We start from the raw sequence: 12,876 nt of genomic DNA, 5'->3' as shown, positions 1-12,876 counted from the left end.
CCCCCTACCCTATTGGTTGTTATGTATTTGGTTTATTTTTTGAATCATCTCTTTGGCTTTGTTGTTTTTGGGGTTTAATTTGATCGATTTTTTATAATTGCTTAAAGAATAATTGTATTGTTTATTTAAAAAATAGCTCTCTGCTAAACTATCATAAGCATTTGCTGAATTAGGGAACTCTGAAACTAATAATTGAAAAACTTGTATTGCTTCTTTTGTTTTATTTTGCTCTAAGAGTTCGTAGCCCAAATCATTTAACATAGAAGCATCCTTAAAATTGTATGCTGTACCGTATTCTTTTTTTAATTGATGGTATTTTTCTACCCAATGATTAGGGGAATTTTGAATATCATTACGAACTAGATAATAGGCGTTTTTAGTAGGATAATTTAAAAGGTCTGTAATTAAAAGAGAAGCTATGGTATTAATAGAATTACCCGCGCTATCACCATTATAATTAAAGGAAACAGTAAATCCAGTATTTATTTTTGGCAATAAAACTAACCAATTGGTATTTCCTCCTGTTCCGCCATTAAGCAGCATTAAATCATCTCCTTCTACCATCCAAAAATAGCCGTATTGGTCTCCTTCTTTTTCATCATAAAATAAAGGTCTTTTCATTTCTTTTACTACAGGATTGTTATCATCTAGAAGAAACTCTACATACTTTAACATATCAGGAACTGTAGATTTTAATCCGCCTCCGGCACCTGTTAAAGGCATTTGTAAAGGCTTTACAATTTGATTGTTATCGGTATATCCATTTAAAAGATATTGTTTATTCTCATTAGCAACACGTAATGAGGTATGATTCATTTGCGCTTTTTGAAGAATATATTCTTCTATTAATTTTGAATAGGGTTTTTGATACACTTTTTCTAAAATGATTGCCAATAGCTCTGGTGCTACAAAACCTGAGTAATTGTATTCTTTTCCTGAAGTTGCTTTTAGTTGGTAGTTTTTTAGATCTTTAATGAAATCTGTTTTACTGTATTTGGTGACTGCTTTTCGTTCGTCCTCTGTAGCATCTATAGAAAACATTTTTGCCAAGGTTTTAGAAAAAGAGGCTCTTTTAATTCCTGTTGTATGAGTTACTATATCTTTAATAAGAATAGGACGATTATTGAACTGTAGGTTGGAATAAGAGCCGTCTAAGTATTTTCTAATATCATCGTTTAAACTTAATTTTCCTTCCAAAACTGCTTGTGCGGTTATGTAGGCTGTAAATGTTTTTGTTACCGAGGCTATTTCAAAAATGGAATTGTTATTTGCTTTATTGCCTTTGCCTTTATCTACTTCTCCGTAATACTTTGTATATGTTGTATTGTCTTTAAAAACTCCTATTGAGATTGCGTGGATTTCGGAATTTTCTAAAATGATTTTTGCACTGTTATCCATTGCATATTCTATTGGATTTAGTGTTTTTTCTAAATCGGAATTTGAATTTGTTTTACAATGAAATAGTGAAAAAGTAAAAATTAAGATGAAAATATATTTATTCATATTTATTTTGCTTGAAAGTAGGAATCTTAGTGTTTTGTTGCAATATCGCTTTACTTGTTGTACTCTTCTTTTAGTGCTGGCAGTGAAAGATCATCTTATTCTAAAAATTAATATTCCGTCTTAAAGCAGTCTAATTTATAAAAAATTAGGCATTATTTATCTGTTCTTTTGTATTTAAATAGGTACTGATAGCTTTTTTTGGCGCTATGGCTGTAATGCCTACTTTTTTTTGTTGCTGTTCTGTTTATTGCATTGATTTTGTATAAAAGTAGCGAGTAACTTTATGCTGTTTTGCGTCTTTTGCTTTTTGTAGGACAATGCTATTGTTCTGTTTGTAAGGTGTTTTGTTTGTTGACTTGTGTTTTGGTAATTGACTAACTAGGTTTGGAGCATAAAAAAAACCCTGTTTTATCAGGGTTTTATAGTTGGTGTGAAAAAAATAGTTGTTAGCTTTTTACTAACTTCCCTAAAGATTCTAATAGTTGTGGTTCTTCTTCTAAGGCTATTTTTGCTACTGCATAGAAGCTACCCATCCATTTCTCTAAATCTTTAAAGGCTTTGGCTTTGGTTTTGGTAGCATTTTGAACATTTCCTTTGGTTTGTATATAATCTGCTCTTAAAGTTTCTAGCTCATTTATATTGGTAAGCATATCTGTAACCTCTGTTTCTGTAATTTGTAGGCTTGCTAAGCTAGCTAATAGTTCTGGTTGTGCATTGAGTGTATTGTAAAACAAACTTACTGTTTCTAACCATTTTACATAGGTTCTTGGTAGGCTTCCTTTTAGGCCTAGTTCTTTATAATTTAAAGGTTCTGTTTTAAAAACTACTTTAGCTTTTTTGCGATCTCTTGCATAGTTAAGGTCTATATCTTTACGCTTATTTTCGAAAGCTTTGTATGCTTTTGCTCTGATGTCTTCTTATTCTTGGCATTGATTGTAAAGGTTTTTTGCATTGTTTAAGATTGCTTTTCCTTCGTCTATTTTTGTGGTGTTGTAGCCTAATGCTTCCATTAAGGGTTTGATAACCGGATTGGTTTCTACGTTTTGTAATGCAATTCTGCTAGTTTCTAAAATTTCTGTTTGTGAACGTGTGTTTTTTAGTCCCATGATAATTTACTTAAGTTAATATTAGATTTCTCTTTCATGTGTAAGGATACAATTGGTTTGATTAAGCTTGCAAACACCTTGCGTAGGTTTCCTTACAATTTAAAAATAATAACATTTTATTATTTAATATTTACTTTGTTGATAAGTGTATTTACTTTGTTAATAAGAGGCTTTACATTTTGGTTAAGTGGACTTACATTTTGCTTGCGTGAGCTTACATTTTGGTTGCGCGGACTTACATTTTAGTTGTGTGGACTTGCATTTTAATTATGCAGACTTACATTTTGATTAAGCGGGGTTACATTTTGCTTGTGGAGGGTTGCAAATGGGTTTTGGGTTTTGAGTTTTTAGTTTTTAGTTTTGAGTTTTGAGTTTTTAGTTGTTAGTTGGGATTCCTCTTCGTTCGTTCCTCTTTCTGTTGGAATGACATTGGGTGTTAGCAGTTGTTATTTTTTTAACCATTGAAATCCGTGAATATTAAATTTACCATGTTCTTTTAAATTAAGTTCTATTGAGGTAGAATATGGGAAACCTCGAAAATCAGTTTCTTGTATTGTTATTTTCTTTAAATTCTTTTTTTCGCTAAATCTAATTTCTTTAAATCCGTTTCCAATAGAGTCTTGAATAATTATCATAGATGTATTCAAAGGTTCCTTGAACTCAAATGGTTTGGTTAAGGGATGATTCATAACGATTATTATTCTATTAGGATTTAAATTAATAGTTGGATTTAGTTTATTGCCAAAAGTAAATTCAATTTTATTTCCGCCATTTTTTTCCAATTTATCGAAATCATAATTTGGGTAATCCGTTGAGATTAGCTTAGATTGAGAAATTCTAAAAAAAGTATCAGTCCAAAAACTTCCGGTTAAGTTCTGCTCGAGAATTACTCTGGCTTCATTTTCAGATAATCCGTATTTTATGAGGTCTTGAATACTCGGTTTTGCTTCTTCATTAGGTGAATGAGAAAGACAAATTATATCATAATTTTGATTTTCAGCGAGATTATCTTTTAGCCTATAAGTTATTTTATAAACTAGAATCGATAATCCGATGGCGATAAAAATTATAAAAAGATGTTGAGTATTAAATTTACTTTGAGATTTAGTTAGTAGGAATAGATTAGCAATATTAACTCCGATTAGCCAACATATTTGGAAAGGAAAGCTAATTGCACCAATCCAAGGACCAAAAACAAGCCATAAAATTAGAATGAAAAGAAAGGTTTGTATAATGGAAAAAATGATTGATAGTATAAAACCGAAAAAGTAATGTACTTTTTCAAATGCTTTTTGATAAAGTCCAATTATTGATATGGAAAGCAATGATAAGATGAATGAATAAAAAGTGAAAGGTAAAATATCTCCTTTACCAAATCCGTCGTTCGATTCGACATAAAACCAAGCAATTAAACTTGAGATAATTGTTAATATTAAAATGTATATAATTTTCTTCAAGGCAATTAATTGGTGCTGACGGTTTTTGGTATGATTTGTTAAGGGTTTAAGCTATAAATTTAGTGAATAATACTGAGTAGAAAGTCTGTGAGTTTTTTTTTAAGTAGGCTAGAACTAGTAATTAATTTTATATGGTGTTAGCTGCCGACATTAATTTTACTCATTCCAAATCTTTCTGATTCATTCCATACCTTATCTACTCTCAAAGAATCATTCCATAGTAATTCCCCCGTTTCTTTATCTATTAAAGAAGTTGCTGCGATATCTTTTATTGTAAGGCTACCATTTAGATTCTCCGCAATAACTTCGAAGCAAACTGAACTGATTAACTCTAATTTACCATCTGCAGATTCCTTTTTTAATACAATGTTTAGATCATTCTTCGATTGCATACTTGGGTATAACAACCCATCTGATTCTTCATAACTTGTTATAGTTTCAGTTATAGCTGTACTAAGTGGATACCATTTTTTATCAGGCTTCGTAAATTCATCACTAAGAAATTTATGTATGGTGTGATAATTTTTGACACCATTTTCATTTAAACCCATATTAAAAAGAATTTCATCTTTTACTACCTTCGAATTTTTTTCAGCTGAACTTATAAACTGAACATTTAATTCTGAATCAGCCTTAATTCCAATTTTTGAAATAGTTACATTATCACCCTTTTTTAATTGCATTTCAAACAAAGTTGTTCTAGGTAACTGAGAAATGTACATTTTTGACTCTCCGCTTCTATTTGCACGACCAACTTCCTTAACAAACTCCTCCCTAGGATACCAAACATCTTCTATGTTATTAAAAAAGTTTCTACCTTCATTTTTCCTAGCTCTATAAAAGTGTCCAGTATTTCTTTTTAAACATTGAAATGGACAGTTAGTAGTAATGTCATTTACTTCTTCAACTAAAATATCAACAGAAGCCCCTTCTGTTACAAGTCTTTCCCATCTTTCAAGTTTTGTTTTTAAATCTGCAAAAGAAGTTTGATTTAAGTTATCAATATACTTATTCATTTCAGGTCCTTTAATTTGTTTACAGGTAACTCTTTATATAAGAATCGATTCTTATTTTACGTTGTTGTATAAGCTTTGTTGAGTTGTTTAAGTAGTGAATTTAGTAAATAAAACACGAACCAAGAAAGCCCCAAAGGACTTTCGTAAATTGGCTTTTACCAGCAATTTTTTTTATACGTCTTAATTTTGTCTTTTAATACATTTGATAATAAATCAGAAAGAATAAAAGAGAGAATTAAGGTTAATATATACGGTGAAGCTTTCGACTTCGACAACATTGATAATCCTCTCTCTTTTCTACTAAAAATCACGTTCAGTTCTGTGAGACCTAGATCTCGATTTCAAGTTGTTGTGAGTAAAAGTAGGTTATTCTTTCATAAATCATTTCTTATGAATAAATATAATGAAACTTTTGGAATTGACATCAGTAAAGACGTTTTTGATGTTTATGGAAGTACAAGTGGTCATGATCAATTTAAAAATGATGAATTAGGGTTTAAAAGGTTCTTAAAAAGTCTGCCTAAAAACTCATTAGTCATTATGGAAGCAACAGGTTATTACCATTACAGATTAGCTCAGTTTTTATACAAGCAAAGCATTTTTGTATCGGTTGTAAATCCTTTATCAGTCAAACGTTTTATCCAAATGAAATTAGCCAAAGTAAAGACGGATAAAAGTGATGCTAAGGCTATTTGTGAATATGGAAGCATTAATGAAGTTCCATTGTATACCGCTCTTACCAATGTTCAGAGTGAGTGTTTACAGTTGTTTAGATTATTAGATAGTGATCTTAAAAAACGCACAGCTGTTAAGAATAAAATCCACGGAGAAGAAGTTTTAGGGATTCCCTCTAAGTGGGTTTATCGTTCTTTAAAACGAACTAAAAAACATTTAGATAAAGAGATTCTAGGAATCGAAACAAAAGTACTTTCGTTAGTAAAAAAAGAGCAACAAGCACAGTTAACATTGCTAACTAGTATTCCAGGAATAGGGTTGAAAACGGCATTGTTTTTAATTGTAATTACTGATGGATTTAGGAAGTTTGAAACAGCTTCACAATTATGTAGTTATGTAGGAATTACTCCAACGATAAGAGTATCTGGCAGTAGTGTACGAGGTAGAAGTCGAATAAGTAAGGTTGGAAATAGGAAGTTACGCATGAATACATTCCATTTGAATGTCTATAATCTTAGCTCTTAAAATATCAAGGTGTTTATTTACTGAACAAGCTTCTTCAGATTGTCCTTTCATTTTTCCTGCTTCTGCGGACCATTTAGCCGCTGTGACATTTCTACCGATACTAAATTCGATTCTTTTTCCATTGATAGTAATGCGTGTGTAAATTGGAAATTTCCCTTTAGCATTGATTCTTGCTCTCTTTGCATAAAAGAGAATTGACGTTTTTGTTTTAATTTTGGCAACCTTTTATATTCATATTAAATTTAAAGTAACACCTAATTCAACGCAAGATGTACGTTTTTTGAACTAGTTTTATCACAAGTTTAACTCTCTGTATCCTTATTGAATAAAGGGCTAGCGAAAAATTCGGGGACCTATTTTTTGTAATAAGTATAGGTCCCCTAATTGGACACCTTTTTTATACGATTTAATGAATATTATGGGTTTTGTGGAAAAGTAAAAACCCTATAAACGTAATGTTTATAGGGTTTTGTTGAGAATTGTGATTCTCTAAGCGGAGAAAGAGGGATTCGAACCCCCGGACCTGTTACAGTCAACAGTTTTCAAGACTGCCGCATTCGACCACTCTGCCATTTCTCCAGAAGTCTCATCAGGTATTCCCTGAATGCGGCTGCAAATATAGAAAGCTTTTTTTATTTTTTAAAACAAAATCTCTATTATTTTTTATTTTTTTTGAATATCATCATATACATTGTATATCTATCTAAAAATCAAGGACTACAAACATTTTATATTGTTTAGGTATAATTCAAAAATTCATAAAAATACTTTTCTTGTATAGCAGTTTAGTATATTTGCTAGCATTATTCTAATATTTATATTATGTCATTTAATTCTTTTGGAAATTTATTGAAAGTAACAACCTATGGAGAATCCCATGGAATTGCCATTGGTGGAGTTATCGATGGATTTCCTGCCGGATTAGAAGTAGATTTTGAAGCCATTCAAGAAGAATTAAATAGACGTAAACCTGGACAATCTAAAATTGTTACCCAGCGTAAAGAACCAGATACTGTTGAATTTTTATCAGGAATTTTTGAAGGAAAAACAACGGGTACTTCTATTGGATTTATCATTAGAAATACAAATCAAAAAAGTAAAGATTACAATCACAATACAAATGTGTATAGGCCTTCTCATGCTGATTACACTTATGATCAAAAATATGGTTTAAGAGATTATAGAGGTGGTGGAAGAAGTTCTGCACGAGAAACTGCTAACTGGGTGGTTGCTGGAGCATTAGCAAAACAACTTATTTCTGACATAAACATTAATGCTTTTACTTCATCTGTTGGAGCTGTTTTTATAGATAAACCTTATCAAAATTTAGATTTTTCTAAGACAGAAAGTAATATTGTTCGTTGTCCGGATGAAGCTTCTGCTGAGAAAATGATTAACAGAATACAAGAAATTAGAAAAGCTGGAGATACAATTGGAGGAACCATTACTTGTGTTGCTCAAAATGTACCTGTTGGTTTAGGAGAACCTATTTTTCAGAAATTACATGCACAATTAGGTAGTGCAATGTTATCTATAAATGCTGTAAAAGGTTTTGAATTTGGAAGCGGTTTTTGTGGTGCAAAAATGAAAGGTTCAGAACACAATGATATTTTTAATGCTGATGGTTCTACTCAATCTAATTTGTCTGGAGGAATTCAAGGAGGAATTAGTAATGGAATGGATATTTATTTTAGAGTAGCTTTTAAACCTGTTGCCACTATAATGAGTTCTCAGCAAACTATAAATTCTGAAAACGAGATTACAGAAATAACAGGGAAAGGAAGACACGATCCTTGTGTTGTTCCAAGAGCCGTACCAATTGTAGAAGCAATGACTGCTTTGGTTTTGGCTGATTTTTATTTACTAAATAAAACAAGAACTATATAAAAATAAAAAAAGCGAAACTTCTAAGTTTCGCTTTTTTTTTATGCTTGTCCTGTAGGACCAAAATTCATTGGAATTGGAGGTTGTTCATAATCTTTTATTTCTCCATATTGTTGCTCAAATTTTCGAACATTATCTGCTAAAGCTTTTGTAAGTCTTTTTGCATGTTGTGGAGTTAAAATAATTCTAGATTTAACTTTTGCCTTTGGAACACCAGGCATTATATTAATAAAATCTACAATAAATTCTGACATTGAATGATTAATAATTGCTAAATTAGAATAGGTTCCTTCAGCAACTTCTTGATCTAATTCAATATTTAATTGTCCGTCTTTGTTTTGATTTTCTTCCATAAGAATATATTTTAAAAAGAAAAGCCTCTAAAAAATTAGAGGCTTTTAATATAAATTAAAAACTTTGTTCTATTTCGTCTTTAGGACCAACTATAATATGATCATAAGCTCTCATACCTGTACCAGCTGGTATTTTCTTACCAACAATTACATTTTCTTTTAATCCTTCTAAGGTATCAATTTTACCACTTACAGCAGCCTCGTTTAATACTTTTGTAGTTTCTTGGAAAGAAGCTGCAGAAATAAACGATTTTGTTTGAAGTGATGCTCTTGTAATACCTTGTAAAACTTGTTCAGCTGTAGCTGGTTTTGCATCTCTTGCAGTAACTAAGTTTTGATCATTTCTTCTTAATAAAGAATTTTCATCTCTTAATTGACGTGCAGAAATAATTTGACCTGCTTTTAAGTTTTCAGAATCTCCAGCATCTTCAACAACTTTCATTCCATAAATTGCATCATTTTCTTTGATAAAGTCAATTTTATGAATTAGTTGATTCTCTAAGAATAAAGTATCTCCAGAATCAATAATCTTAACTTTACGCATCATTTGACGAACTACAACTTCGAAATGTTTGTCATTAATTTTTACACCTTGTAAACGATATACTTCTTGTATTTCATTAACAAGATACATTTGTACTGCAGAAGGTCCTTTAATTCTTAAAATATCAGAAGGAGTTGTTGCTCCATCTGATAATGGCATACCTGCTTTAATAAAGTCATTTTCCTGAACTAAAATCTGATTAGAAAGTTTTACTAAATACTTACTAATATCTCCTGTTTTAGATTCAACAATAATTTCTCTATTTCCTCTTTTAATTTTTCCGAAAGAAACCACACCATCAATTTCTGAAACTACAGATGGATTAGAAGGGTTACGTGCTTCAAACAATTCTGTTACACGTGGTAAACCTCCAGTAATATCACCTGCTTTACCAGATTTTCTAGGTATTTTCACTAAAGTATGTCCAGATTCAACTTTATCACCATCACTTACCATTAGATGTGCTCCAACTGGTAAACTATAAGAACGTAAAGCATTTCCATCATTATCTTCAATAATTAAAGAAGCAATGATTTTCTTATTTTTAGAATCTGTAATTACTTTTTCTTGAAAACCAGTTTGCTCATCAATTTCAACAGAGAAGTTCATCCCTTGTTCTAAATTGTCAAACTTCACTTTTCCTCCAAATTCAGAAACAATTACTCCGTTAAATGGATCCCATTGACAGATAACATCTCCTTTTTTGATTGATTTTCTTTCTTTATCGAAAATATAAGAACCGTAAGGAATAATATTAGTACTTAATGTAATTCCTGTTTTCTTATCTATAATTTTAATTTCTGCTGTTCTAGAAATAACGATTTCTACATCTTTACCATCATTGTCTTTTCCAACAACAGTACGTAAGTCTTCTATAGCAACTTTACCTTCAAACTTAGCAGTTAATTTATTCTCTTCAGAAATATTACCTGCAACCCCACCAACGTGGAAAGTACGTAATGTTAACTGCGTACCTGGTTCTCCAATTGATTGTGCAGCAATTACACCAACAGCTTCACCAATTTGTACTTTATTACGAGTTGATAAACTTTGTCCGTAACATTTTGCACAAATACCTCTTGCAGATTCACAAGTTAAAGCAGATCTTACTTCAACAGAGTCAATTCCAGAAGCTTCAACTTTATCAGCTAATTGTGATGTGATTGGTTGATTTGCTTCTAATAATAGTTCTTCTGTTAAAGGATGATATACATCTTGTAAAGAAATACGTCCTTCAATTCTATCTGATAAAGATTCTACAATCTCATCATTTTTCTTTAAAGGTGCTACTTCTAATCCTCTTAATGTACCACAATCTTCTTCATTAATAATAACATCTTGAGAAACATCTACTAATCTACGTGTTAAGTAACCCGCATCTGCCGTTTTTAAAGCGGTATCTGCCAATCCTTTACGCGCACCGTGAGTAGAAATAAAGTATTCAAGAATAGATAAACCTTCCTTAAAGTTAGAAAGAATTGGATTCTCAATAATTTCTCCACCACCAGCTGTAGATTTTTTAGGTTTCGCCATTAATCCACGCATACCTGTTAACTGACGAATTTGTTCTTTAGAACCCCTTGCACCAGAATCAAGCATCATGTATACCGAGTTGAAACCTTGTTGATCTTCACGTAAACGTTTCATAGATAATTCAGTTAAATCATTATTGGTTCTACCCCAAATATCAATTACCTGATTGTAACGCTCTTTTTGCGTTAACATACCCATGTTATAATTACCTACAATTGCATCAACTTCTTTATTAGCTGCATCAATCATAGATTGTTTTTCTTTAGGAATAATAATATCCCCTAATGAGAATGATAAACCACCTTGAAAGGCAAATTTATATCCCATATTTTTTATCTGATCTAAGAAATCTCCTGTTGTAGGAATATCTGTTGCTTTTAAAATAGCACCGATAATTCCACGTAAATTTTTCTTAGTTAATACCTCATTAATATAACCAGCAGCAGGAGGAACAACTTCATTAAATAAAACTCTACCAACAGTAGTTTTTATAATTTTAGTTACTTGTTCTCCATTTTCATCTAAATCTTGCGTTCTAACGTTAATAGAAGCATTTAAGTCTACCATTTCTTCGTTAAAAGCAATAGTTACTTCTTCTGGTGAATAAAAAGTTAATCCTTCTCCTTTAATTTTCACTTCTGGAGTAGAGATTCTTTCTTTAGTCATATAGTATAAACCAAGTACCATATCCTGAGAAGGTACCGTTACTGGAGCACCATTTGCAGGGTTTAAGATATTGTGAGAAGCTAACATTAATATTTGTGCTTCTAAAATAGCTTCTGGTCCTAATGGTAAGTGAACCGCCATTTGATCCCCATCAAAATCGGCATTAAAGGCTGTACACACTAATGGGTGTAATTGTATTGCTTTACCTTCAATTAATTTTGGTTGAAATGCTTGTATACCTAGTCTGTGTAAAGTAGGAGCCCTGTTTAATAAAATAGGGTGTCCTTTAATTACGTTTTCTAAAATATCCCAAACAACTGGTTCTTTTCTATCTATTATTTTCTTTGCAGATTTTACTGTTTTTACAATTCCTCTTTCAATTAATTTTCTAATTACAAAAGGTTTGTAAAGTTCAGCTGCCATATCTTTAGGGATACCACATTCTGAAAGTCTTAATTCTGGTCCAACAACAATTACAGAACGTGCAGAATAATCAACACGTTTTCCTAATAAATTTTGACGGAAACGTCCTTGTTTACCTTTTAATGAATCTGATAAAGATTTTAAAGGTCTGTTAGATTCTGTTTTTACAGCAGATGATTTACGTGTGTTATCAAATAATGAATCTACAGATTCTTGTAACATACGTTTTTCATTACGTAAAATAACTTCAGGAGCTTTTATTTCAACCAATCTTTTTAAACGATTGTTTCTAATAATAACTCTTCTATATAAATCATTTAAATCTGAAGTAGCAAAACGACCTCCATCTAATGGAACTAAAGGACGTAATTCTGGTGGAATTACAGGTATCGCCTTCATAATCATCCATTCTGGATTATTCTCTCTATTCTTTTGAGAATCTCTAAATGCTTCAACAACATTTAAACGTTTTAACGCTTCTGTTTTACGTTGCTTAGATGTTTCTGTATTTGCTTTGTGTCTTAATTCAAAAGATAAAGATTCTAAATCAATACGAGCTAATAAATCAATTAAACACTCAGCTCCCATTTTAGCGATAAACTTATTTGGGTCTTCATCATCTAAATATTGATTTTCTTGTGGTAATTCATCAACAATATCTAAGTATTCTTCTTCTGTTAAGAAATCCATTTTTTGTAATGGTTCTCCTTCTACATTTTTAGCAATACCTGGTTGAATTACTACGTAACGTTCGTAGTAAATAATCATATCTAACTTTTTAGATGGCAAACCTAAAAGGTATCCCATTTTGTTAGGTAATGATCTAAAGTACCATATATGAGCAACTGGTACCACTAAATTAATGTGACCAACTCTATCTCTACGTACTTTTTTTTCTGTTACTTCTACACCACATCGATCACAAACGATTCCTTTGTAGCGAATTCTTTTGTACTTTCCACAAGCACATTCATAATCCTTTACAGGACCGAATATACGCTCACAAAATAAACCATCTCTTTCTGGTTTGTGTGTACGATAATTTATTGTTTCTGGTTTTAAAACTTCACCTTTAGAAATTTCTAAAATAGCTTCTGGTGATGATAAACCAATTGAGATTTTATTAAACTTTTTTACAGTGTACTTCTCTTGTTTTCTTGCCATGGTAATGGATTCGAATTAAAATTGTAA

The 12,876-nt window shown here is 31.2% G+C and carries 9 protein-coding genes, 1 tRNA gene and 1 pseudogene; 2 read left to right on the top strand and 9 right to left on the bottom strand.

Annotated elements, in window-relative coordinates; all coding sequences use genetic code 11:
* Positions 1–9: 9 nt before the first annotated feature.
* The 5 genes from MC378_RS00840 to MC378_RS00820 all read right to left on the bottom strand — a co-directional run bounded on the left by MC378_RS00840 (position 10) and on the right by MC378_RS00820 (position 5,082).
* Positions 10–1,503, bottom strand: coding sequence for a serine hydrolase domain-containing protein (locus MC378_RS00840; protein WP_242176813.1), 1,494 nt, complete (start codon positions 1,501–1,503; stop codon positions 10–12).
* A gap of 446 nt (positions 1,504–1,949) precedes the next feature.
* The gene (locus MC378_RS15500; RefSeq protein ID WP_476742342.1) at positions 1,950–2,414 is read right to left on the bottom strand and encodes a PQLLE family protein; all 465 of its coding nucleotides are present in this window, start codon (positions 2,412–2,414) and stop codon (positions 1,950–1,952) included.
* A 6-nt stretch (positions 2,415–2,420) separates the two neighbouring features.
* Positions 2,421–2,609, bottom strand: a complete 189-nt coding sequence (locus MC378_RS00830; RefSeq protein ID WP_242176811.1) for a hypothetical protein — start codon at positions 2,607–2,609, stop codon at positions 2,421–2,423.
* 446 nt (positions 2,610–3,055) lie between these two features.
* The gene (locus tag MC378_RS00825) at positions 3,056–4,066 is read right to left on the bottom strand and encodes a hypothetical protein (protein ID WP_242176810.1); all 1,011 of its coding nucleotides are present in this window, start codon (positions 4,064–4,066) and stop codon (positions 3,056–3,058) included.
* A gap of 137 nt (positions 4,067–4,203) precedes the next feature.
* Positions 4,204–5,082: a hypothetical protein gene (locus tag MC378_RS00820; protein WP_242176809.1), complete on the bottom strand. Its 879-nt coding sequence runs from the start codon at positions 5,080–5,082 to the stop codon at positions 4,204–4,206.
* Positions 5,083–5,472: 390 nt separating this feature from the next.
* Here MC378_RS00820 and MC378_RS00815 point away from each other — a divergent pair.
* A pseudogene (locus tag MC378_RS00815) lies at positions 5,473–6,240 on the top strand (IS110 family RNA-guided transposase); the annotation flags it as partial.
* Here the strand turns inward: MC378_RS00815 and MC378_RS15425 are convergent.
* Both MC378_RS15425 and MC378_RS00810 read right to left on the bottom strand, forming a co-directional pair.
* Positions 6,235–6,414, bottom strand: a complete 180-nt coding sequence (locus MC378_RS15425) for an Arm DNA-binding domain-containing protein (protein WP_420850997.1) — start codon at positions 6,412–6,414, stop codon at positions 6,235–6,237. The pseudogene MC378_RS00815 and the gene MC378_RS15425 sit on opposite strands and share 6 nt — an antisense overlap.
* 362 nt (positions 6,415–6,776) lie before the next feature.
* Positions 6,777–6,861, bottom strand: a tRNA-Ser gene (locus tag MC378_RS00810).
* A gap of 243 nt (positions 6,862–7,104) precedes the next feature.
* On the opposite strand from MC378_RS00810, the gene aroC reads away from it, so the two are divergent.
* Positions 7,105–8,169, top strand: a complete 1,065-nt coding sequence (gene aroC, locus MC378_RS00805) for a chorismate synthase (RefSeq protein WP_242176808.1) — start codon at positions 7,105–7,107, stop codon at positions 8,167–8,169.
* A 38-nt stretch (positions 8,170–8,207) separates the two neighbouring features.
* Here the strand turns inward: aroC and MC378_RS00800 are convergent, their stop codons facing one another.
* Positions 8,208–8,519, bottom strand: coding sequence for a DUF3467 domain-containing protein (locus MC378_RS00800; protein WP_242176807.1), 312 nt, complete (start codon positions 8,517–8,519; stop codon positions 8,208–8,210).
* A gap of 55 nt (positions 8,520–8,574) precedes the next feature.
* The gene (rpoC, locus tag MC378_RS00795; protein ID WP_242176806.1) at positions 8,575–12,849 is read right to left on the bottom strand and encodes a DNA-directed RNA polymerase subunit beta'; all 4,275 of its coding nucleotides are present in this window, start codon (positions 12,847–12,849) and stop codon (positions 8,575–8,577) included.
* Positions 12,850–12,876: the final 27 nt, after the last annotated feature.

The organism is Polaribacter marinus (assembly GCF_022662535.1).
Lineage (GTDB): Bacteria > Bacteroidota > Bacteroidia > Flavobacteriales > Flavobacteriaceae > Polaribacter > Polaribacter marinus.
The sequence above is the reverse complement of the archived record's forward strand: the minus strand, read 5'-3'. Positions and strand labels throughout refer to the sequence as shown.